We start from the raw sequence: 23,505 nt of genomic DNA, 5'->3' as shown, positions 1-23,505 counted from the left end.
GGGTCTGGGGCATCACGATGAACGGCGGCAGCTGGTGGCGACGCGTCGTCGCCGAGATGGTCGACTTCCAGCGAACGCACCCGGCCAACCTGCCGGGCGCGGTCTTCGCGGTGGAGACACCGTCGGAGGGCCCGCTGGTCAGCTGCGTGGGCGAGGACTGGTCACCCGGGACGATCTGCAACATCGGCTCGATGACCAAGACGTTCACGGCGACGGCCCTGCTGATGGCGCTCGAGGAAACGGGTGCCCTGGACATCGATCTTCCGGTGACGGCGCTCCCGGGCATGACCACCTATGAAGAGGACCCGACGAAGCGCCGGATCAGGGTGCGTCATCTCCTGCAGCACACCAGCGGTATGCCGGTTTTTCTCCCCTACGCGGAAGCACCCGCATCACCCTGCCTCGACCCGACGAAGCCACCGCCCGACCTCCCCGGGGCCGAGTTGGTCGGCCCAACCGTGCCCTGGATCGGGTCACCCGGATACACCAACGAGCCCGTGCCGGTCACCGGGACGTGCCGACCCGGCAGGTTGGCGACACTCGACGAGGTCAGCGACCACATCATGCGAACCTACCCGTTGGTCCACGAGCCCGGCACCCGGTACTCCTACAGCTCCGCGAACTACATCGTGGCCGGCCGGATCGTGGAGCAGCTCACCGGACGGTCACCGAATCTGTACCTGAAGGAGAAGCTGTTCGACCCGCTCGATATGCGGGATTCCTTCTTCGTCGCGCAACCGACCGGCGACGCAGCACTCGACGCGCGCATCGATGAGGGAGTCGTCGACGAGCAACGCGATCGTGTTGCCGAGGTCTCGCTGATCACACGGGACGGAGGATGGCCGGCGGAGGTGGCCCCGAGTCCCGACGGCACGTGGGACAAGTTGCGGCGTGGGTGGAGGTTCATCTATCCGGACGGTGGGATGTACACCACCGCCGGTGATCTCCTCGCCTATCTGCGGGTGATTCGGGACGGTGGACTACGCGGGGACGCCCAAGTCCTCTCGCCAGCAGTGATCAAGCTTCTCGTGACGGATCACGGCTTCTCCCACACTATGGGCTTCGGCTTCCGTGCGTCCACCACCCCTTATGGCCAGGGGCCCGGGACGTTAGACCATCTCGGCAACATCATGACCTACTTCTGGTATGACCCCAGCCGGGACGAGCCAATGCTGGGCGTCTTCCTGAGCCAGCGTCTGGCCAACGCGGTCGTCAACAACAACATGGTTGACGGCCTGCGCGTCATATTCCGCCACTTCGTACCTCTTGCGTGCGGGAGTCAGCGGTGACGCCACAGTTCGAGGCACACTTTCCCGTGCCGGCGTCGTGGAACGACACCCGGACCGAATACTCGAGAAACGCCGGTGTTCAAGAGCTCGTCGCTGAGCAAGCGGTACGTCGGCCAGATGCTGCGGCAATAATCGACGCGAAGAGCGGTACCCGCACCACCTACCAGGATCTGAACAGTCGTGCGGACCTTCTGGCACATCGCTTACGCCGTCACGGCGTGGAGCACGGTACGCCCGTGGGCATCTGTATCGAACGGTCCATCGACCTGGTGACCGCCATGCTGGGCATACTGCGCGCGGGCGGGGCCTACGTACCGCTCGACCCCACAGCACCACAGCGACGCCTGGGATTCCTGCTCAAGGACGCCGGGATCTCACTGGTCTTGAGTAGAAGTGACCTTGCCGACCTGCTTCCCCCTTTCGCCGGTGAGGTCGTGTGCGTCGACCAAGCAAACACCAACGGTGGGGACACTGTCACCAATGATCCGGATGAGAGCGCACGTGCGGATGATGTCGCGTGCGTCATGTACACCTCGGGGTCAACCGGGTGTCCGAATGGAAGCTTGATACCCCATCGGGCGATTGTCCGTCTGGTCCGGGAGACGAACTACATCCAGATCAACCCCAGGGACCGCGTCGCGCACGCGTCGAACGTGTCCTTCGATGCGGCCACGTTCGAGATTTGGGGTGCCCTGTCCAACGGTGCCAGCCTCGTCATCATCCCACCCGACTGGCTCCTCGCACCCCAGGAGTTCGCCTCCCGTATTCGCGAGCTGCGGATCAGCGTATTGTGGCTGACTTCCGCGCTGTTCAACGTCATTGCCGCTGCAGTACCGGACGCCTTCGCCACGGTCACCCATCTACTCGTCGGAGGTGAGTCCCTGGATGCCCGGTGGGTGCGGCGGGTGCTGGTGTCCGGCCCACCTCGCCGTTTCCTCAATGCATACGGGCCCACGGAGAACACGACGTTCTCCACCTGGCAGCTGGTGCGAGAGGTTCCCGAGGGTGACACAACCGTTCCTATCGGGCGCCCGGTCTCCAACACGCAGGTCTACCTGCTCGACGAGCAACTGCGACCGGTGGACGTCGGCGAGACGGGTGAGCTGTACCTTGGCGGTGACGGCTTGGCGCTGGGCTACCTGAACCGGCCGGAGCTGACCCGGGAGCGCTTCGTCCCGAACCCGTTCAGCCATGTTCCTGATGCCCGTCTGTTCCGCAGCGGAGACCTTGCACGGTACCGCACGGACGGGGTCCTGGAGTTCCTGGGGAGGCGGGACCGGCAGGTCAAGCTGCACGGGTTCCGCGTTGAACCGGGCGAGGTCGAGGCCGCCCTGCACGGGCTTCCCGAGGTGCGGCAGAGCGTCGTCCTGGTCCGGGAGCAGCCGTCGGGAGAGAAGCAACTGGTCGCCTACGTCGTGCCGGAGCGGGACCGACGAACCGCCCAGGACCGGCATGTCCTCGGCCGCTGGCGGGACCTGTACGAGGACGTGATCTACCGGGGAATCGACGACGACCCCCACGCGCGGAAGGACCCGTCGTTCAACATCACCGGCTGGGTCAACAGTTACACCCGGCGTCCATTCCCACCCGAAGAGATGCGGGAACAGGTCGACCACACGGTCCGTCGCATCCTTGCCCTACGGCCTCGCCGGGTACTGGAGATCGGGTGCGGTACCGGTCTGCTGCTTTTCCGTGTCGCTCCCCACTGCGACCTCTACCACGGGACCGATTTCTCGTCGGTAGCGATCGGTCATCTTCGGAGCCTACTGGAAGCGCACGAGCCTTCGTTGCCCCACGTGAGACTGCTCCAGCGGCCGGCACACGACTTCTCCGGGCTGGAACCAGGAACGTTCGACACGGTCATCCTCAACTCGGTTGCCCAGCATTTTCCCAGCGCCGAGTACCTCGTCGACGTGCTGGACCAAGCCGTCCGTCTGCTATGTCCCGGCGGTTCGATCTTCATCGGAGACGTCCGGAGCCTTCCGTTACTCGAGGTCTTCCATCTGTCGGTGGAACTGGAGCGGGCACCCGACTCGCTCCCTGTCGAGCAGCTGTGTCGCCGGGTCGCCGGGCGGATGAACCGGGAGCAGGAACTGGTTGTCGACCCGGACCTGTTCCGCGCGCTGCCAACACGGATACCCGACATCCGGAACATCAGCGTGCAGCTCAAGCGCGGGTGTTACGTCAACGAACTCACATGCTTCCGCTACGACGTGATGCTCCGTTCCGGCAGCAAGGCTGCCCCCGAGGCCGAGCCCGCCTGGCACGACTGGTCCGCGGATCTGGACCTAGCCCGGCTCGAGCACATCTTGGCCGCAGGCCAACACCCTTTGGGAATCCGTGGCGTACCGAACGAGCGCGTCCGCTCATTAGTCCGCGCCCGTCAACTGGTCACGGAAAGGAAGTCAGCCACCGTCGGACAGCTGAAGGCGCAAAGCCGGCACTGTGCTGTCACCGGTGCCGATGCCGAGGAGTTCTGGCTCCTTGGTGACCGCCTTTCCCTGGCCACGGAAATCAGCTGGGGCAGCGACTTGGACAGATACGACGTCGTCTTCCACGACGGGTCCGTTTCGGTGCGGTGTCCGCTGCCCATGCAGGGAGGCCGCAGGCTCTTCCCCCCTGGCTACACCAGCAACCCGGGCGCCGCCGAAGCCGCGCGGGTGCTGGGGCCACAGCTTCGCCGTCGGCTTCGGGAGATACTGCCCGACTACCTGGTTCCGTCCTCGTTCGTCATTTTGGAACAGCTTCCGTTGACCCCGAACGGCAAGGTGGATCACCGGGCGCTACCCGAGCCCGTTCCGGTTCCGGAAGGTCCACAACCGATCACCCGTTCCAGGGTCGAGGAGATCGTCAGCGACATCTGGAAACGGGTGCTCGACCTACCGGACGTGGACCCGTCCGACAATTTCTTCGAAATCGGTGGCAACTCGTTGAAGGCAGCCCAGCTCGTCGCGGAGCTGCGCCGCGTCCTCGACCCTGACTTCCCACTCGTCCGACTGTTCGACCGGCCGACCGTGCGCGCACTGAGCACGGCGCTCACCGGTGAGAACAAGGCGTCCCAGCCACTCGTGGCGGAACAACATTTCGGCGAGAGGCGGCGGGCGCGGAAACGCGCGACCCGCCGCCACCCCGAACCGCCGCAAGACGGACACCCCGAGGTCGCAGTTGTCGGGATGGCCGGACGCTTCCCCGGCGCCAGCGACCTGGACCGGTACTGGGCCAACCTGAGGTCGGGCGTCGAGTCGATCTCCTTCTTCAGCACCAAGGACCTGGCCAGCGCCGGCGTCGACCCGACACTCCTCGCACACCCCGACTATGTACGTGCCGCACCTGTTCTCGACGATCCATCGCTCTTCGATGCCGCCTTCTTCGGCTACACCCCGAAGGAAGCAGAACTCATCGATCCGCAGCACCGGTTGTTCCTCGAGTGTGCATGGACCGCGCTCGAAAACGCCGGCTACACCCCCGGCCAACAGAATGTCCGCACTGGTGTCTATGGTGGTGCCGCCTTCAACACCTACCTGATGCACAGTGGTCTGCAACCTCGCTTCGTCGACGACTACGTAATGATGCTGGCGAGTAGCGACAAGGACTTCCTCACCACCCGCGTGTCGTACAAGCTCGGGTTAACCGGTCCCAGCCTCGCGGTGCAGACCGCATGCTCCACCTCCCTGGTCGCCGTGCATCTCGCCGTACAAAGCCTGCTGTACGGGGAATGCGACATGGCCTTGGCCGGGGGGGTGTCGGTACGTGTCCCGCACCGCGCCGGATACCTGCACGACAGGGGAGGGATCCTCAGTCCGGACGGGCACTGCCGCCCCTTCGACGCGGCGGCAGGAGGAACGATCTTCGGCAGCGGCGTTGGTCTCGTCGTCCTCAAGCGACTCGACGACGCGGTGGCTGACGGGGACACGATCCACGCGGTCATCAAGGGCTCGGCGGTCAACAACGACGGCTCGATGAAGGTCAGCTACGCAGCGCCGAGTGTCGAACGCCAGGCGGCCGCCGTGGTGGAGGCCCTCGGTGACGCCGGCGTGGACCCACGCACCATCTCATACATCGAGGCACACGGAACCGGGACGGCCGTGGGTGACCCTGTCGAGGTAGCTGCATTGACACGTGCCTACCGAATGTTCACCCCGGACAGCGGCTTCTGCGCCATCGGATCCGTCAAGTCGAACGTCGGCCACCTGGATGCCGCTGCGGGTGTGGCCGGGCTGCTGAAGACGATCCTCGCGCTGCGGCACGGCGAGATTCCCGCAACCCTGCACTTCCACCGGCCCAACCCGGAGATCGACTTCGACAGCACACCCTTCCAGGTGAACGACAAGCTGTCGCCCTGGCCTGCCGGGAACGCTCGCCGGCGGGCTGCTGTCAACGCGCTCGGGGTCGGTGGGACCAACGCCCACGTGGTTCTCGAGGAACCACCGCGGCTTCGTTCGTCGAGTCCGTCGCGACCGCGTCAACTGCTGCTGCTTTCCGCACGCACCGCTACCGCTCTCCACGCGTCCAGTGTCGCGCTCGCCGACCACATCTCCCGAAACCCGCAGGGAAACCTTGCCGATGTCGCTCACACCCTGCGCTCCGGTAGGACACCGCTCTCATACCGCCGTGCCGTCGTATGCGACCGCGACGACGCGGGGCGAAAGCTGCGTGATCCCAACTCGCAGGGCGTATGGACGGAGATGTGTCCGGCACAAACCCCGAACGTGGTCTTCATGTTTCCCGGCCAAGGCGCCCAGCGCACCGCGATGGGTCGGGACCTGTACCGCTTCGAGCGGGAGTTCCGCCGCAGGGTGGACCGATGTGCCGAGCTTTTTGAGCCCTACCTCTCAGCTGATCTACGAGAAGTGCTCTACTCCGAGGACGGACGACTCGACGAGACCCTGTTCGCCCAACCTGCACTGTTCACCACGGAGTACGCGCTGGCCGGTCTGTGGCTCCGCTGGGACCTACGTCCGGTGGCGATGATCGGCCACAGCGTCGGCGAACTGACCGCCGCATGCCTGGCCGGGGTCTTCTCACTCGAGGACGCCGTGTCGGTGGTCGCTGCACGAGCCAGGCTGATGCAGGCACAGCCTGCGGGGGCGATGCTCGCCGTCCAGCTTCCGGCGGAGGAACTGGTACCTCACCTCGACGGTGAGGTAACGCTCGCGGCGGTCAACGGCGAGTCCCAGTGCGTCGTCTCCGGCGGAACGGGCCCGGTTCGCAGGCTGGAGCGAATTCTCCGCGAGCGCACGGTTCCCGTTCAACCGCTCGCTGTCTCTCGGGCCTTCCACTCGCCGATGATGGACCCGGTACTCGAACCCTTCGCGCAGCAGGTTCGGCAAGTTTCCCTGCGAGAGCCGGAAATTCCGTTCGTATCGAATGTTCATGGTACCTGGATCCGTCCGACGGACGCGACCTCTCCCGACTACTGGGCACAACAACTCCGGCATCCGGTCCGGCTACGCGACGGCTTCCAGGCGTTGACACAGCTGGGACCGTCCATTCTCCTGGAGGTCGGGCCGGGCCACGTTCTTTCCTCGATCGCCCGGCAACAGCGGATCTCGTCCCGCGTGCTGCCGTCGTTGCCCGAGTCACGGTCCGGACGGACGGAACTTGACGACGTACTCGGTGCCCTGGGCAGGCTCTGGCTCGCGGGAGCCGAGGTGGACTGGTCGGCTTTCACCGCCGACGAACACCGGAACAGGGTGCCGCTCCCCACCTATCCCTTCGAGCATCGACGCTTCTGGTACCAGTCCGGCGGTTCGGCCGGCCTCGCCGCGATACCTGCCGTCGATTCCTCACCTCCCGAACCTGCTCCCGCCCCCGATCAACGGGCAGAGGACCAGCGGGTCGCCACGCAATCACCCCGAACACCCACGGAAGCAGCCGTTACCGCGGTGTGGCGAGCCGTTCTCGGAGACGTCCCGATCGGCGTGCGGGACAACTTCTACGACCTCGGTGGACACTCGGTGATGCTTCCCGACGTCGTAGGGCGGCTCAGTACCACGTTCGGGATCGATCTTCCCGTGCTTGCACTCGTGGAAGCACCGACGGTCGAGGAGCTGGCAGATCGAATCGAGCAGGTGTTCCGGCTGTCCCGGGAGGTCGCGACAGTGCGAGAACGTCTCGGAGGACAGGATGGGTGAACCCGTGTGGTGGGACCGAGTTGTGGACGAGGTCCGGGCGGCGCATCGCAACGACCCGGCCAACCTGCCCGGCGCGGTCTTCGCCGTCGAGACCCGGTCGGACGGTCCCCTGGTCGGGACGGTCGGCGACTGGCCCCCCGACAAGATCTGTGAGATCGGCACCATGTCCAAGGCGTTCACCGCCACCGCGGTCCTGCTGGCCCTGCAGGAGCGCGGACGGTTGGACGTCGAGGCCGAGGTGTGGCGGCTCCCCGGAATGGAGGCGTACGCATGGAGTCCGGTCAAGCGGCAGATCCGCGTACGGCACCTTCTGCAGCACACCTCCGGCCTGCCCACTATTCAGCACTACACCAAGAGCCCCAGGACACCGTGCAACGACCCGGACGGACCACTACCCCACTGCCCGGAAGCCGGCACAGAACTCGGTCCGACCTCGGCGTGGACGTGTTACCCGGGCGGCACCAACGAGTACGTTTTTGTCGATGGTCGTTGCTGTCCCGCCCGAACACAGACGGTTGAGCAGGTCAGCCGGTACTTCATGGAATACTACGAGCCGCTCACCGCACCGGGCACAGAGTACCTCTACAGCCCGATCAACCATGTAGTGGCGGCACGGATCGTCGAGATGCTGTCCGGACAGTCGGTCAACCTCTTCGTGAAGGAGCGGTTGTTCGGCCCGCTCGGCATGACCGATTCGTTCTTCGTGGCCCAGAAGACCGGTGACGTCCTGCTCGACCAGCGGATCGACGAGGGGGTCTCGGCGAGCCAGCGGTCCAGGATCGCCGACGTCACGCTGATCACCCGGGACGGCGCGATGCCGCCGGAGGTCGCTCCCGGGCCGAACGGTGGCTGGGACAAGTTCCGTCGCGGCTGGCGTTACGTCTTCCCGGACGGGGGAATGTATACAACCGTCTCCGACCTGCTGACCTTTCTCCGGGTGCTTCGCGACGGCGGCTATCTGGGAAGCCGGAGGGTGCTGTCTCCGGAGATCGTCCGGCTGCTCGTCGAGGACCACGGTTTCGGTCACACCTTGGGGTTCGGCTACCGGCGCTCCGGCACGCCCTACGGACAGGGCCGCGACACGTTGGAACATCTCGGCAGCAAGATGACATACTGCTGGATGGAACTCCGTTCCGAAGAGCCGCTGCTCGGTGTCTTCTTCAGTCAACGTCTGCCCAATATTGCCGTCAACCCGAACATGGGGACGGGGATGAAGGCTATTTTCCGCGTATTCGTGCCGGCGGTCTGTGCGGGTCTGAAGGAGTCGCGTCAATGACGCTGTCCAGTCCACTGCGCGGGCGGTCAACGTCCCCGAACGGCCCCTGGGTCCTCGATATCGGCGTCGATCGCTTTCCGTACCTCGTGGACCATCGGCTCCAGGAAGCGGTGGTGCTTCCCGGCTCCGTCTATCTCGAGATGGCCCTGGCCGCCACCACCGACCTCGACCGTCGACCACCGCCCGTCGTGAACGACATCTCATTCGAGCACGTCTTCATCGTTCCCCCGTATGGCACACGCGAAGTCCGTGTCCAGCTCTCAACCCCCATCGAGAACGGACGGGAGTGTGTCATCTCCAGTGGCACCGGAGTCCGTCACGCGACAGCGCTGGTCGGTAGCCCTGCCACGAGGACGGGCGGGGACACAGCGGGAATCCTGGATCCAACACAACCGTACTGGACACAGGGCGTGGAGCTGACCGGCGACGCGATGTACGACCGGTTACGTGGGACCGGGAACCACTACGGACCGGCATTCCGAGTTGTCAGCCGCTGTTACGTCCGAGACAGAGCCGCCATGGGCGTTCTGCGCGCACCAGCACGGGTTGCCGAGGAGCTGCACCGCTACCTGATTCATCCAACGGTTCTCGACAGCGCAACACACGTGCTCGCCGCCGCGGCTGATGTTGCCGATCGCACCTTCGCGCTCGTCGGTTGCAACCAGCTTCTCCTTCACCGGTCACCGGGCGCCACCGGTAGGGCCTACGCCCGGATCCGCACCCACGCCCCCGGTTCGGACGAACTCGAGGGTGACGTCCTGATCACGGACGACAACGGGCGTCCGCTCGTCGAGATGTCCGGTCTCCGACTGCGCCTGCTGCCACTGCCCAAACGAGCCGACCCTCCCGCCACTGTCCGCCCCAGGATCGTCGTCGCCGCCACCTTCACCGCCGAACCCCTCGAGGAACCGCTGTCGTTCTGGTTCCACGCCCTCGACACGCCCGCAGACATCGAGTTCGCCGGATACAACCAGGTTTTCCAGCAGCTGCTGGACCCGGGTAGCCCGATGTCCACCAACACGGACGGCGCCAATGTCGTCCTGGTTCGCCCCACGGACTGGCTCCGGAACGGAGCTACTCCCCTCGCGTCAGCCGCCGAGCCCCGGCAGCCCCTTCCCCCCCACTGGCCCCGCCGAACCTTGCCAGGAATCGGCGAGATCGCACATCTCGTCTCCCATGAAACCGACTTCCTCTACGACGAGATCTTTTCTCGGCGGTCCTACCTCCAGCACGGGGTTGAGCTTCACGAGGGGTGCTGCGTACTCGACGTCGGCGCGAACATCGGACTTTTCACCCTTTTCGTTCACGCCCACTATCCGAACTCCTGGGTGTACGCCTTCGAACCGGCGCCCCCGGTGTACGAGGTGCTGCGCATGAACACGTCGGCGCACTGCCCGGGCACCAAGGTCTTCAACTTCGGGCTCGCGGACAGGGCACAGAGAAGACCGTTCACCTTCTACCGCAACTCACCCGCTTTCTCGAGCTTTGTCGCGGATCCGTCACGGGATGGTGCTGCCATCCGGACCATCGTCCGAAACATGTTGCGCCCCCGCCTCCCAGAGCACTCCCCCCACCTCGCCCCCCTCGTAGAGCAGCTCACACAGGAGCGTCTCGACGCCGACGTCTCGCTACGAGAGACGAGGACGCTGTCCAGCGTGATCTCGCAGTACGGCATCGAATGCGTCGATCTGCTCAAGATCGACACGGAGGGAAGCGAGAACGCCATCCTCTCCGGGATCCAGGACGAGCACTGGCCACTCATACGCCAGATCGTGATCGAGGTACATCGCCGTGAGGATGTCGAACAGATACGTACCACGCTCCTTGACCGTGGATACAACGTCGTCGTCGACAACCAGCACGACGTACTGACGGGAACGGGGTTCACCAACGTCTTCGCGCGGCGCCCCACTGCAGCCCCACCACGCATCGGTGGCTCCGCAGAGGCGACGCTTATGGAACGCAACGCACGAGATCTGGTCCGAGCTCTGCGAACCCACCGTCAGCTCAGCTCAGCACCATGCATCGTCGTCGTATGCCCATCGTCGCCGGTTCCCACGAGTGATCCCGGACGCAAGGCGGTGGTCCGCATAGCGGAGCAGGAAATGGTCGACAGGCTCAAAAGCCAGTCGGACGTCATCGTGGTCACCCCGGAGCAGATACAGGACCTGTACCCGGTGGCTAATCCGCATGACGAGTACACTGACCAGCTCGGCCGCGTCCCCTACACCGTCCGCTACTTTGCGGCACTCGGCACCGTGATCGCACGCAAGTACGTTGCATCCCGCCAGCTCCCGGTGAAGGTCCTGGCGCTGGACTGCGACCACACATTGTGGACCGGCGCATGTGGCGAGGAGAGCCCTGCTGAGCTGGTGATCGACACACCCAGGCGGAAGGTACAAGAATTCGCCATTCGGCAGCAAGAGCAAGGAACGTTACTCGTACTCTGCAGCAAAAACGACAGTCGCGACGTGCTGTCCGTCTTCGCACACCGAATGGACATGCCCCTCACTCTCCAGCGGCTAACGGCACATCGGCTCAACTGGAAGCCGAAATCGACCAACATCGTGTCGCTGGCCAACGAGCTCAACCTGAGCTCGGACAGCTTCGTGCTGCTCGATGACGATCCGGTCGAATGTGCTGAGGTGCTGGCGAATTGCCCGGATGCTGTGGTGCTACGCATTCCGGACGTGGCGGCGGAGGTTCCAGACTTTTTGGAGCACGTCTGGGCCTTCGACCGTCCCCGGGTCACGGATGAGGACCGCACGAGAGCCGCCCGCTACCTGGCGGAGAAACGGCGGAGCTCCCTTCGAAACTCATCGTTGACTTTCGAGGGTTTCCTCACCAGCCTGGATCTACGGGTAGAGATCCGGCGCTGTACTCCCGAGGACTACCCGCGTGTCGCGCAGCTCACGCTACGCACGAACCAGTTCACGACACGAGCCGTCCGACATAGCGAGACCGACCTGCATCACCTACTCGCATCGGGCGTCGAGTGTCTCGCCGTGCGCGTCACCGACCGGTTCGGTGACTACGGTTTGGTCGGCGCGATGCTCTACCGGCCCGTCGACGACACGCTGACGGTCAACACGTTCCTTCTCAGCTGCAGGGCACTGGGCCGCGGTGTGGAGCACCGGATGCTCTCCAAGCTGGGAGAGCTTGCTCTGGCGGGCGGACTGGCCAAAGTCGAGGTCCCTTTCGAGTACTCCGGGCGGAACGAACCGGCTTGCCGCTTCTTCCAGGACACGGCCGAGACACTCCACGACGACGGTTCTACGGCGCTCTTCATAGTTGCCGCTTCCGCCGCGGCTCACCTCACCTTCCGGCCGGAAGCGGCAATGCCCCGGGACACCAACCGGGCCGAGCCCGCTACGACGGCGGCTCGCGGGTACCGGTTACCGTCCTCGCTCTACCAACACATCGCAGATGACCTCCGTGACCTGGACTCCATCGTCTCGGCGATCGAGAACTGGCGAACTCGGCGTAAGCCGACGACGCGACGCATCATCACCGTCCCTCGTGACGATGTCGAGCAGGAGCTGGTGAACCTGTGGCGTCGCGTTCTCGGTACCGAGGAGATCGGCGTTGACGACAACTTCTTCGAGCTCGGCGGCACCTCGCTACGCGCAGTCCAGGTCATGTCCGAACTGAGCGACCGCGTGGGTAGGACGATGCCGGTTGCGGATCTTTTCCAGCGACCCACGGTCGCGGCGATGGCAAGCATGCTGCGGGATGGCGAGGACCCTTCCGACCGAGTGGGCGAGGTCGGACATGCCCGTGGGCGGCGCCGACGTGCGGTGCATCGAGCGGGTGGACGTGGTGTGCGGCGGAGGCGACCTGATGATGGTTGACGACCAGGACATCGCCGTGATCGGTCTGGCGTGCCGCTTTCCCGGCGCTCCCGACGCCGCCCGGTTCTGGGACAACCTCGTGGCCGGAGTCGAGTCGATCACCTTTTTCACCGACGACGACCTACGGGAGTCCGGTGTCGGGCGGGATACCTGGTCGCGCCACGACTACGTGCGTGCCGCCCCTGTGATCGACGATCACGACAGGTTCGATGCGGCGTTCTTCGGCTACTCGCCCAGGGAAGCCGCCCTGCTCGACCCCCAGCAGCGGGTCTTTCTCGAATGTTCCTGGAGCGCGCTGGAGGACTCCGGTTACGAACCCGGCGCGTACCAGGGTGCGGTCGGTGTCTTCGCCGGCGCCGCGATGAACACCTATCTGCTGTCCACTGCCGCACAGCGCGCCATGAGGGACAACTACCTGTTCGGTCTCGTCGCCAACGACAAGGACTTTCTCACTTCACGAGTGTCGTACAAGCTCAACCTGACGGGGCCGAGCATGACGGTGCAGACCGCATGCTCGACCTCGTTGGTCGCCGTGCATCTCGCCTGTCAGAGCCTGCTCAACGGTGAGTGCGACATGGCGCTTTGCGGAGGGGTCGCGGTGAAGGTTCCCCACAAGGAGGGGTACGTCCACGAGCCGGACGGCGTGCTATCACCGGACGGGCACTGCCGCGCATTCGATGCGCGGGCGGCCGGAACCCTGTTCGGCAGCGGGGTGGGGGTGGTTGTGTTGAAGCCGCTGGCCCAGGCGGTTTCCGACGGTGACCACGTGCGAGCGGTCATCAAGGGTTCGGCGGTGAACAACGACGGTGCCGGCAAGGTCGACTACGCGGCACCCAGTGTGACGGGCCAGGCCGAGGTGGTCAGCGAAGCCTTGGCCAACGCCGGTGTGGACCCGGAAACCGTCTCATACCTGGAGGCGCACGGGACGGGTACGGCGCTCGGCGACCCGGTGGAAATCGCGGCGCTCACCCAAGCCTTCAATCGCAGTACCCGCCGTAACGGGTTCTGCGCGATCGGTTCGGTGAAAACGAACATCGGGCACCTCGACGCGGCGGCCGGTGTCGCGGGGCTGATCAAGACCGTACTCGCCCTACAACACAGGAAGATACCGCCGAGTCTCCACTTCGAAAGCCCCAACCCGGAGATCGACTTCGGCCGCACCCCGTTCGTCGTCAACACACGTCTTACCGACTGGCACGGTCCGCTCCCCCTACGGGCCGGGGTCAGCTCGCTGGGTATCGGTGGCACGAACGCCCATGTCGTTCTGGAAGAGGCGCCATCCACGATGGCCTCCGGCCCCAGCAGGCCGCTCCAGCTTCTCCTGCTCTCGGCTCGGACGACCAGCGCACTCGAGACCACGACCAGGAACCTCAGTGACCGGCTCGGGCACGCACCTCCGGCGAGCCTCGCCGACGTCGCATACACGCTCCAACTCGGTCGTAGAGGGTTTCGTCATCGACGAGCAGTGGTGTGTCGCAATGCGGCGGACGCTGCCGAAGTCCTGGGTACTCTGCCACCGAAACGGGTACGGTCCGGGGAAGCAACAACCAGGAGCGTCGTGTTCATGTTTCCGGGTGGCGGAAGCCGGAACATACCCGCTCTCACCGAACTGTACGCCGTCGAACCGGTGTTTCGCGATGAGATGGACCGCGGGCTCGCGGAGCTGCAGGAACTCTCGAAAACCAACTTCCGTAGATTGTTGCTGGACCACGAGGACGGCGAGCGCGACCAGTTCTCCCGCCCTTCGGTCCAGCTTCCGGCAGTCCTCCTCGTCGAGCAGGCACTCGCTGCTCTGTGGATGTCGTGGGGTGTGCGGCCCTCGGCGATGGTCGGGCACAGTCTGGGAGAGATCACCGCCGCGTGTATTTCCGGCGTGATGAGCCGCACGGACGCCCTGAGCATCGCAGTCGTCCGGGGCCGCCTGCTCGAGGCAGTCGGGCCCGGCGCGATGCTGAGCGTCAACCTTCCTGAGAAGCAGTTGGTTCCGCTCCTCGACGCCGAACTCGACCTTGCCAGCGTCAACGCGCCGGACACCTGCGTGGTGTCCGGCGAGGTAACAGCGATCGACAGGCTGGGTGCGAGATTGGTCTCGGACGGCGCCGAGGTGCTGCGTCTCCCGCTCAGCGCCGCGGCCCACTCATCCTTGCTCGACCCGGTTCTGCGCTCCTTCGAGAAACATGTCGCCGGCCTGACGCTCACACCACCGTCGGTACCGTTCCTCTCCAACGTGACGGGAACGTGGATCACGGCCGCGGAGGCGACGAGCCCTGCATACTGGTCGCAGCAGTTACGTTCCACCGTACGTCTCAGCGACGCGATCGGGGTCTTACTGGAGCACCCCGGCCGGCTCTTCCTCGAAGTGGGTCCGGGACGCGCACTGAGCACCCTGGTGCGGTTCCACTTCCGTCACGAGCACAGGCACCCGACGCTGACCTCATACCCGCTGTCGGCGCACACCGGGCCGAGCCTCGCATCCCTGCTCGACACGCTGGGCCAGCTCTGGCTGGCCGGCGTCAACATCGATTGGACCGAGTTCTGGGCTCAGGAACGGCGACATCGGGTACCGCTACCCACCTACCCTTTCCAGCGACAACGACACTGGTTGGACGGAAATGGCGCGCCATCGGTTGGGTCAGCTCGCCTCCTCGGGCATCGGCTGTGGGAGATAATGCGGAACGGCAAGGCCAAAGTCAGCTCGAAAGTTCGCCGAGCGCGACACCGGATACCAGCTCACCGCTCTTCGGCGCGTCACGCGTCCACCGTGCGCGGTAGGGATCCGCAGCCGAGCGAGACGGAGCACCAGGTGACTGAAATCTGGCGGGAGGTTCTTGGTACGCTTGATATCTCCCGCCACGACGACTTCTTCGAGCTGGGTGGTAACTCCATGATGGTCACGCAGGTGATCCGGAGAATCAACCACCGCTTCGGCATAGAGCTCTCCCTGCTCACGCTCGTCGAGTCCCCCACCGTGGCGGGTCTTGCCGAATGCATTGACGAGCTTCGTGCCGGACAACCGGGTTGAGCGGGTTCGGAACCTGTCCGCAGCAGCAACCGGAGAGAAGCCAGCGGAGGTTGGCCGATGACAGCGTGGGCCGGTGACCTCGGAGCTCATCCCCGGACCACGGGCGCTGCCGCTGCTGGGGTTCCGCGGCAACCTCGCGATGTTCCTGCGGGATGCCATCAGCTATCTCCAGCAGTTGCACGAACGCTATGGAGAAGTCGCATCACTCGCCCGTGGGACTGCGGACTACGTGGTTGTGTTCTCGCCGCGCTACAACCAGCTCGTCCTGGCCAACTCCGACCTGTTCCGCAACCTGGACGCCGCCTCGTCACCGCTCCGGATGCCGGAGGGTAGCTCGCTCAGCCGCCTCTATGCCGGCCTCACCAACATGAACGGCGCCCGGCACAGGCGGCACCGCAAGCTCGTGGCCGCGGCGCTCCGCCGCCGGCATGTCGAAAAGTATGCGACGGACATCGTCAGACTCGCCGAACAGCACGTGGCTCGGTGGAAGGTTGACGCCCGGATCGACATCCTTACCGAGATGCGGGCCCTCACAATGGCGATCGCGATCAAGACGCTTCTTGGTCTCGAGCCGGATCGTGCGGGAACGCAGGTGAGCCGCCTCCTGCAGGACTGGATGGACTCCGTCTTCTCCGTTCCGGCGATCTCGTTCCCGGTCAACCTACCCAATTTTCCGTACCGTCGGCTACTGGAGCTGTCCGAACAGCTGGAACGCGATGTCCGAGCTGTCATTGCCCGGCGTCGCTCCAGCGGGCCGGGTGGCACGGACGCGCTATCCCGCCTGATGCACGCCGAGGAGGATGAGGCACCGCTCACCGACGACGAGTTGGTTGGCCAGACGACCTTCTTGTTCATGGCCGGCCACGCCACCACCGCGAGTTCGCTGGCTTGGACTCTGCTCCTGTTGTCCACACATCCCGGCATTCTCCGCGACGTGCTGGACGAGGTGGACGGTGTTCTGGGCCACGGGACACCGGACGCGTCCACGCTCCCGGCACTACCGCTCCTGGAGCGGGTGATCAAGGAGAGTTTGCGGTTGTTCCCTCCGGTCGCCTGGTGGAGCAAGGTGAGCATGGAAGACACCGAGCTCGGCCCCTACCGACTGATGCAAGACGCACACGTGATCTTCAGCCCCTATGTGACCCACCGCCGGCCCGAACTCTACCCGCGACCCAACCGGTTCCATCCGGATCGTTGGCTGACTGGAAACCGCGATCCGTTCGAGTACCTGCCGTTCTCGGCGGGACCACGCATGTGCTTGGGTTCGGGGCTCGCCATGATGGAGATGAAGCTCGTCCTCGCCGTTCTTCTCCACCACTGGCGACTGGTGTTGTACCCGCGGCTACGTGTCGACCGGGGCGGCCTGATGGTGTCGCAACCGAAGCACGGTCTGCCGGCCTTGGTCCGATCCCGGTGCGAACCCGTACGAGCAGTGGAAATTCTGGGCAACGTTCGCCGGATGGTCGACCTTGGCTGACCCGCCAGCCAAGGACCTGCTCGTTCACCGACCGCCGGTCGTGCTGCTGCCGCATGCCCAGCAACAACGAAGAAGTGCTCCCGGGTCGCCAGTGAAAGAGTGGGTTCCGAGGGTGCTGGCGAAGCGTTCTGCACCTTGGCACAGGACCGAGGAGGCCAGATTTCCCGCCACGCCGGCAGACGGCTCTCCCGTCGCCGGCGCGGGCGGAGCGGCCGCACACCATCCTGCACTCCGGGAGGACGGATATGAGCGGTGGAATCGAGAAGGGTGGGCACCAGCTCGACGAGGTTGCGCTTCAGGAACTTCAGGGCCGCTGGTTCGAGAGGGGCGAAGGGAGCTCGAGCGGTGCGGGGACGACCGCGGGGAGGCCCTCCAGCGAGGTCGCCACGCTCCACCGTGACGACCCGAAGGAGTGGAACACAACCCTGCGCGAGAACCTGTCGCTCATCACCCGGCTGCCACCGTCGGCGCGGGAGCAGTTGTTCGACCATTTCCTGGCCACCGTCTCCGGCCAGATCAACGGCACGATGACCGTGTACCAGTCGCGGGTCGACGGAGATCTCCGGCAGAAGAACATCGACATCTTCTACCGGTACATCGAGTACGAGAACGCCCGCGACTACGAGAACATGGAGAAGCTCTTCCATCCCACGGAGTTCCGCAGCAAGACCTACTTCGGTAACGACCCGATCAGCCCGAGAGCGCACACCCGTATGCTGAAGGGACTGTTCCGGGCGTTCCCGGACTGGTTCATGGTCATCAACGAGATCATCTCGGCCGACGAGGAAGCGGTGGTCGGTCTCATCACCGGCCGTGGGACGCAGTACGAGGAGTTCGCGGGACGGCCGCCCAAGGACCATCAGATCGCGATCCCCACCCTGCACGCCATCAAGGTGCGGGACGACCTGATCGTGGAACACCGCCACATCAACCCGTTCGAGGACATCTTCGCCAATCAGATCATGGCGCCGCTCACCGAGGACGTCATGGCGGTCCGGGCACAGCAGGGCTTCGACAGCAGCATGGCGCAGCGTGCCTACGAGGCGGCGCTCGCCGCGGGTGCCTCCGAGGATAAGCTGACCGAGCTCAAGACGTTGATCGAGCTCAAGCGCCGGCAGTGTCAGACCCTGCTCAAGGGCACCCTCCGTCGCTGCGCGATGATCGCACCGCCGGGCGAGATCTACTGCGAACACCACCAGAAGCACGGATACGGCATCGATGGCCTGGAGTGACATCGTCCCGCCAGTGCGCAGGACGCGCCGAGCTAGCTCGGCCAGTTTTCGTCCAGGATGAGGAGAAGAGGATGGCTTCCGGCAAACCCGCCACCGCTGCGCAGGATCGGCATCAGGTCGAGGTGGAGCGAGCGGCCAGCCGACTTCGCGAGTTGCTGGGTGTCGACGTCAGCATCGAACAGCTTGTCCAAGCGGTGCTGGACGTTCCGCGCATCGAGGAGAACAAGAAGGTACTGCTGCGTTTCCAGCGTGAGGTCTTCAACGCGAACGACTGGAGCGCCGAGACGTTGCGGCGGAACCTCACCGAGGACTTCGTCGACCACGCCGCCATGCCGGGCGACCCGCCGGGCCTGGAGGGCGTCCAGATGCGGTTCTCCGCGTGGGCGTCGGCCTTCGAGGACCCGCTGGAGGACAACATCGCGATCATCGGCGAGGGCGACCTCCTCGGTGTCATGTACAACCTGCACGCCAAACACAACGGCCAGTTCATGGGGATCCCGCCGACCGGGCGGGAGGTGGTCATCCCCGGCATGGAGGTCGTCCGGATTCGGGACGGCAAGATCGCCGAGCACTGGGGCATCTACGACTTCCTGCGCACTGCGGAGGAGATCGGGAGCAACCTCACCTTCGTACGCCGTGACGATTCCGGCGAACCGCAACGTCCGGTGGTGCCATGGGCGGTCAAGATGACCGAGGCGGACGCCGCGCGAGTCGGTACCGACGCGGAGAACTACCTTCGCCCCGAGGGGAACGAGGAGGACCAACACTGAAGGGATGGCAGCACGAGGGCTTTGTGGGTCCCGGGGCGGCTGACCGCGGCCCCGGGACCCATCATGGTGCTCTGCTTTCGTGCTCGACGCGCCTGGGATGAGAGCACATCCGCCCCATCGTCCACAATGTCCTGGACCCCTCCGCGGAAGAGCACGCGAGCAGCTGCTGCCTCGCGTCTTGGAGGAACAGCATCGCACTCGGTGTCTGCTCGGGAACTCGTGCCACTGGTGTCCAGATCATGCTCCGCAACGGGATGTCGGGCAGCGGTCCGCGACCTCGCCCGCCGGAAACCAGGTGGTCACGAGCTTCCTGGTCAAGACGGCCTTCAGGGAGGTTACGAGCCGCGGAGCGCCGCGATACGTGGCGCGCGGCTCTTGGGCGAGTCGAGGCTCGTCATCCTGGCGTCGCCGAGCTGGTCGCGGACGAACTGCTCCGTCCTGGCCACCGCGTCGCTCAGCGCCTTGTCCGGTTTGCCGAACGACTGGTACACGATTTTGCCCGTGTCGTGGTCGTACTCCCACAGGCCGACGATGCGTCCGCGGTCGACGATGATCGGTGACTGTGGATCCGCCTCGCCCCCCAGCGTGCGGCCGGCCCGGGCCCCGGGCGACTGCCGTGCAGCGTCGGCCGGATCGAGCAGCCGGCTCATCTCGCGGTGGAGCAGATGGATCCCGTCGATACCGGCGACCAGGGAGTAGGAGGGCTTGCGTGGTACCGAGAAGCTCTCGAACTTCGCGACGTGGTCCGGGAGCAGCAGGAGGTCGGTACCCTCCACCGGCTGCAGGTCCAGGGGTGCGACCGCGCTCTTGGCCTGGGCGGCGGTGAAGCCGGAAAACCACCGGAAGTGTTTCAAAGATGCGGGCCCCGCCCACGCGAAGTACCGCTTCGCCAGCTCGGTCCGGGCCGTCTCGGTGTCGGGCGCGGGCTCGACCAGTGGTGAGGAGGACCACGCCACGTAGCCGAACCGCTGCTGGTCGAGCCGTCCGTTCACCGGCACCCGCCGGATCCTGCCCTGTGCCTGCAGCAGGCCCAGGGCCATCGGGAGGGTGGTCGTCTGGCCGCGCTTCTTGCCCGCCTCCCCCAGGTTGCGGACCGCGTCACCGACGGCCTGCCTGATCTGGGCCGCCTCCAGCGGTTCCGCGGCCGCCTGCAGGGCGTCGACGATCGCGTCACACAGCTCGTCGATCTCGGCTCGGGTGACGTCGAGGTGCTTGGCCGCCGCCGCGATCTCCCCCTCGGGCGCCCCGGCACCGACGGTGAGGCCCAGGGCGAAGTCCTGTTTCGGCAGGACGTAGGTGCACCCGCGGGCGGAGGGCAGCTCGTGGATCTCCAGGTTCGCCACGGCCTCGTCCACCGCCCGACGGTCCAGGCCGGCGCGGGCGAACAGGCCCAGGTATGGACCGCAGCCACCCACGGAGCGCGCCCATCCGGTGCGGGCCAGCACCTCGGCGGCCGAGGCACCGGCCAGCGTCCCGTCCAGGCCCTGCCGGTGTGACCACCACGCTCGTAACTTCTCCAGACCCACCTCAGCTGTCATGGGCACCAGTATGGCATCTTATATCCAGCGTGGACTATTCTTTGCCACGGAAGTGGGACCGTACGGAGGCGCAGTGATGATCACCAAGCTGAACACAGTCGCGCTCTACGTCACCGACCAGGAGCGTGCGAAGCAGTTCTACGTCGATGCACTCGGGTTCGAGGTGACCACCGACGCCGACGCCGGTGAGATGGGCCGCTGGCTCGAGGTCGCTCCGAAGGGGTCGGGAACGGCGTTCGTGCTCGCCGACGCGGCGACGTACGAGAAGCAGGACCGGGTCGGCAACTCGGCGGACGTGACCCTGCGGTGCAAGGACGTCCAGGCGCTGCACAGGGCCCTGGTGGACATGGGTGTCCAGGTCACCGAGCCGCAGACGCAACCATGGGGGACCTTCTTCACCGTCACCGACCCCGACGGCCACCAGTTCATCGTCAGCCAGGAGTGACGCGGCCACGAGCGACACAACCTCGTCATGACCAACGCGTTGACCCCGGCGGCATTCGCCCTGCTGCTGGCGCTGACCGAGGGGGATCGGCACGGGTACGGCCTGATCGCCGACGTCGAACACCTCACGGGCGGCCACCTGGTGCTCGGTCCGGGCACGCTGTACCGCACCCTGCAACGGTTGCGGGTGGAGGGGCTGGTCGAGGAAGTGGAGATCGACGAGCAAGCCGTGCGTGCCGACCGCAGGGCCGAACGCCGCCGCAGCTACCGGATCACCCCGACGGGGCTGGCAGCGGTCCGCCAGGAAGCTCGTCGTCTCGCTACCCTCGTCGACAGCGACACCGCACGGAAATTGCTCCGCGCCGACAGGAAGGATAACTAAATGTCCCGCAGCGGGGCGGACGACGAGTTTCCCGGGGTGACCCCGCAGCTCACCGTGTCCGACACCGACGCCGCCGTGCGGTTCTACCGGGCGGCGTTCGGTGCGGACGAGTTGCTGCGCAATCACGGACCGGACGGACGGGTGATCCACTGCGAGCTGCTGATCGCCGGCGGCAGACTGCTCGTGCACGACGAGTTCCGGGAGCACGGCAACCTCAGCCCGGTGTCCCTCGGCGGAACGCCCGTGGTCCTGCACCTGTACACGCAGGACGTCGACGCGGCGTTCGCCACTGCGGTGGCGGCAGGCGCGGAAGAGCTGGTGGCGCCCCAGAACGCGTTCTGGGGCGATCGGTACGCGGTCGTCCGCGACCCGTTCGGTCATCACTGGTCCCTGGCCCAGCAGAACGAAAATCTGTCCGTCGCGGAGTTGGAGGAGCGGGGCGACCAGTGGGCGCGCAGCCCTGGCGCCGCCGAGCTCTTCGAGGACTCCTGACAACGTCGGCCCGGGCGGTCGGGGAGACCCTCGAACCTACACTGCGGATGCTTGTCGGCGTCTCGCGCAAGGGAAGAGAAGATCAGTTCCGTCGCCTTCCCCTACGCTCGGCATCGCTCCGCCAGATTCTTGCCGGCTTCGTTCCTTACTGATCTCCGCACCGGGGTTGCCGACCTCGTGCGACGAGCAAGCACGGAAGCGGCGACAACGCTGGCGCGACGTTCCGTCGGTCGACCACGACCGAACCCGGTCTGGGGGCCATCATGCACCTGCCGACAGTCGCTCCGTCCGCTCCCCTCTCCATGCCGGCCGATCCGCCTCGGCCGGTCCCCGACCGGTCCGGGAGGGTGCGATGACCCACTCGCGACGCCGACGGAGAGCGGTCATTGTGGGAGCAGGACCTGCTGGTCTCGCCACGGCGGTCCTGCTTCGACGGCTCAACTGGGACGTGGTTGTGGCGGATCGGGACCCGGCCGGACCTGGTGGCGGCAACGGCCTCACGCTGTGGCCGAACGCTTTGACGGCGTTGGACGTCATTGATGCCGGTGCCGAAGTACGTGCGGTGAGCGAGCCGGCAGCGGGTCTGGCGATGCGGACCGCGACGGGCGACACCATGCAGTTCGTACCGCAGGAGGTGATGGTGGGCCGGTGCGGCGGCAACGGCCGTGCCCTGTTGCGTGGTGACCTGATGCGGCCACTTCTGGTCCGGGCTAGGGCCAACCTGTGCTTGGGCAGCCGCTGCACAAAGGTGCTGCAAGAAGGGGTATCAGTAGGTGCTGTCCTGGAGAACGGTGACGTGCTCGGAGGAGACCTACTCGTCGGCGCCGACGGAATTGGTTCCACTGTCCGTCGCGGGCTGTTCGACGGAGACGACCTCCGTCACCTCGGCTATGCCGTTGTCCGTGGTGTAGCCCCGTATGCCGGGCCCAAGCTCCCGGCACAGCTGTCGATGGGCTGTGGCGAGCAGTTCGGCATGTTCCCCATGACAGGCGGGCGGGTCTACTGGTTCGCCGCGTTCGGCTCACGGGGAGACCTGGCGTCACGTTCTTCGATCGACAAGGACTGGCTCCTGGGGAGATTCTCCTCCTGGCACGAACCTGTTGGCCGGCTGATCTCGGCTACGGATCCGAACCGGATGGTCGTGTCCGAGATCGTCGACCGTACTCCCTTGCGACGCTGGAGCCGGGGAGCGGCAACCCTGGTCGGTGACGCCGCGCATCCGAGCGCCCCGACCCTGGGACAGGGAACCTGCCAGGCGTTGGAGGACGCGATCGCGCTCACCAGTTGCCTGGCACACGAGTCGACCGACATCCCCGCAGCCCTACTGCGCTACGAGGCTCGTCGACGCAGGCGAGCCAATGCGCTGACGAGACAGGCGCACCTGATGGGCAGGCTCGGTCAGTGGAGTCACCCGATGGCCTGCTGGCTCCGTAACCGACTGATCAGCGCAGTACCCCGTCAGTTGCAAGTCAACCAGATGAGGCAGATGTTCGCTCACCAGCGAACGGACAACCTCCCCGCGAAGCTTGACCAGGCTCCCGGGTAGCCGGGACCGAGCTGCAACATCCCGCCGACGACGGCGAGGACCGGAGCCGGTG

Annotated in this window: 13 protein-coding genes; 12 read left to right on the top strand and 1 reads right to left on the bottom strand. The window is 65.6% G+C overall.

Going from position 1 to position 23,505, the window contains the following annotated elements:
* Nucleotides 1-17 precede the first annotated feature (17 nt).
* The 8 genes from IEY55_RS13275 (at nucleotide 18) to IEY55_RS13240 (ending at nucleotide 19,051) form a co-directional block, all read left to right on the top strand.
* Nucleotides 18-1,289 (top strand): serine hydrolase domain-containing protein, encoded by a 1,272-nt coding sequence (locus IEY55_RS13275; protein ID WP_189057582.1) that lies wholly within the window; start codon nucleotides 18-20, stop codon nucleotides 1,287-1,289.
* Nucleotides 1,271-7,423, top strand: coding sequence for a polyketide synthase (locus IEY55_RS13270; protein WP_308424757.1), 6,153 nt, complete (start codon nucleotides 1,271-1,273; stop codon nucleotides 7,421-7,423). The genes IEY55_RS13275 and IEY55_RS13270 overlap by 19 nt, the downstream gene beginning before the upstream one ends.
* A complete protein-coding gene (locus IEY55_RS13265; RefSeq protein ID WP_189057578.1) occupies nucleotides 7,416-8,699 on the top strand; it encodes a serine hydrolase domain-containing protein in 1,284 nt (427 codons plus the stop codon). Before IEY55_RS13270 ends, IEY55_RS13265 begins: the two co-directional genes overlap by 8 nt.
* Complete coding sequence (locus tag IEY55_RS13260) at nucleotides 8,696-12,550, top strand: FkbM family methyltransferase (RefSeq protein WP_189057576.1); 3,855 nt, start codon at nucleotides 8,696-8,698, stop codon at nucleotides 12,548-12,550. The genes IEY55_RS13265 and IEY55_RS13260 overlap by 4 nt, the downstream gene beginning before the upstream one ends.
* Entirely contained in the window at nucleotides 12,471-15,572 is a 3,102-nt protein-coding gene (locus IEY55_RS13255; RefSeq protein WP_189057574.1) for a type I polyketide synthase, read from the top strand. The genes IEY55_RS13260 and IEY55_RS13255 overlap by 80 nt, the downstream gene beginning before the upstream one ends.
* A 73-nt stretch (nucleotides 15,573-15,645) precedes the next feature.
* Entirely contained in the window at nucleotides 15,646-17,049 is a 1,404-nt protein-coding gene (locus tag IEY55_RS13250; protein ID WP_189057572.1) for a cytochrome P450, read from the top strand.
* A gap of 245 nt (nucleotides 17,050-17,294) precedes the next feature.
* Entirely contained in the window at nucleotides 17,295-18,281 is a 987-nt protein-coding gene (locus tag IEY55_RS13245) for an ester cyclase (RefSeq protein WP_189057570.1), read from the top strand.
* Between the two features lie 71 nt (nucleotides 18,282-18,352).
* Nucleotides 18,353-19,051 (top strand): ester cyclase, encoded by a 699-nt coding sequence (locus IEY55_RS13240; protein ID WP_189057568.1) that lies wholly within the window; start codon nucleotides 18,353-18,355, stop codon nucleotides 19,049-19,051.
* A 335-nt stretch (nucleotides 19,052-19,386) separates the two neighbouring features.
* On the opposite strand, the gene IEY55_RS13235 is transcribed toward IEY55_RS13240, so the two are convergent.
* Complete coding sequence (locus IEY55_RS13235) at nucleotides 19,387-20,589, bottom strand: DNA glycosylase AlkZ-like family protein (protein ID WP_189057566.1); 1,203 nt, start codon at nucleotides 20,587-20,589, stop codon at nucleotides 19,387-19,389.
* Between the two features lie 76 nt (nucleotides 20,590-20,665).
* Here IEY55_RS13235 and IEY55_RS13230 point away from each other — a divergent pair, with 76 nt between their 5' ends.
* From IEY55_RS13230 to IEY55_RS13215, 4 genes are all read left to right on the top strand, one after another.
* On the top strand, nucleotides 20,666-21,034 hold the full coding sequence (locus IEY55_RS13230) for a VOC family protein (RefSeq protein WP_189057564.1): 369 nt from the start codon (nucleotides 20,666-20,668) through the stop codon (nucleotides 21,032-21,034).
* A gap of 27 nt (nucleotides 21,035-21,061) precedes the next feature.
* Entirely contained in the window at nucleotides 21,062-21,415 is a 354-nt protein-coding gene (locus tag IEY55_RS13225; RefSeq protein WP_189057562.1) for a PadR family transcriptional regulator, read from the top strand.
* Nucleotides 21,416-21,907 (top strand): VOC family protein, encoded by a 492-nt coding sequence (locus IEY55_RS13220; RefSeq protein WP_189057561.1) that lies wholly within the window; start codon nucleotides 21,416-21,418, stop codon nucleotides 21,905-21,907.
* 388 nt (nucleotides 21,908-22,295) lie between these two features.
* Nucleotides 22,296-23,453, top strand: coding sequence for an FAD-dependent monooxygenase (locus IEY55_RS13215; protein WP_189057559.1), 1,158 nt, complete (start codon nucleotides 22,296-22,298; stop codon nucleotides 23,451-23,453).
* Nucleotides 23,454-23,505: the final 52 nt, after the last annotated feature.

Origin of the sequence: Longimycelium tulufanense (genome assembly GCF_014645795.1) — a bacterium.
GTDB lineage: Bacteria > Actinomycetota > Actinomycetes > Mycobacteriales > Pseudonocardiaceae > Longimycelium > Longimycelium tulufanense.
This window is presented reverse-complemented; position numbering and strand designations above follow the sequence as displayed.